This is a genomic window from Candidatus Methylobacter oryzae, from assembly GCF_003994235.2.
In the GTDB taxonomy this organism is placed as follows: domain Bacteria; phylum Pseudomonadota; class Gammaproteobacteria; order Methylococcales; family Methylomonadaceae; genus Methylobacter_A; species Methylobacter_A oryzae.
In genome coordinates, this window is the sequence record NZ_RYFG02000005.1 from 105,293 (window position 1) to 105,884 (window position 592).

At 60.0% G+C, this 592-nt stretch carries 1 protein-coding gene; it reads left to right on the forward strand.

All coding sequences use genetic code 11. The annotated features are described in order from the left end of the window. On the forward strand, positions 1-592 hold a 592-nt coding region (locus EKO24_RS00655), incomplete at both ends, for an ATP-binding response regulator (protein WP_161990538.1).

Genomic DNA, 592 nt, shown 5'->3' on the forward strand with positions numbered 1-592 from the left:
CAACCTGCTCGGCAATGCGATCAAATTCACCGAACAGGGCCAGGTTATGCTGACAGTCAACGTCCAGAGCATGATCCAGTCGGAAGTCAAGTTAGTGTTTAGCGTGACCGATACCGGCATCGGCATGTCCGAGACCGATAGAGAAAAGTTGTTCCAGCCGTTCAGCCAGGTGGACGGTTCGATCACCCGCCGCTTCGGCGGCACCGGCCTGGGCCTGGTGATCAGCCATAACCTGCTGCAACTGATGGGCAGTGAATTCGTCGTCGCCAGCGCGCCCGGCCAGGGCAGCCGCTTCAGCTTCGAATTGGTGCTGGGACTGGCGTCCTTGTCTGAGCGGCAACGCTCGGGAACGTCGCTGTCGGCCCAGGGCGATTTCGGTAAACTGTTGGCCGGTACGCGGGTTTTGGTCGCCGAAGACAACCTGATCAACCAGCAGGTGGTGCGCGAATTTTTGCATCTGGCCGGCATCCAGGTCGAGATCGCCGGGAACGGCCTGGAAGCGCTCGCGCTATTGGAGCGGGAGGCTTTCGATGCGGTGTTGATGGACGTGCATATGCCGGCCATGGACGGCTTTGAAGCGACCAAGCAGATC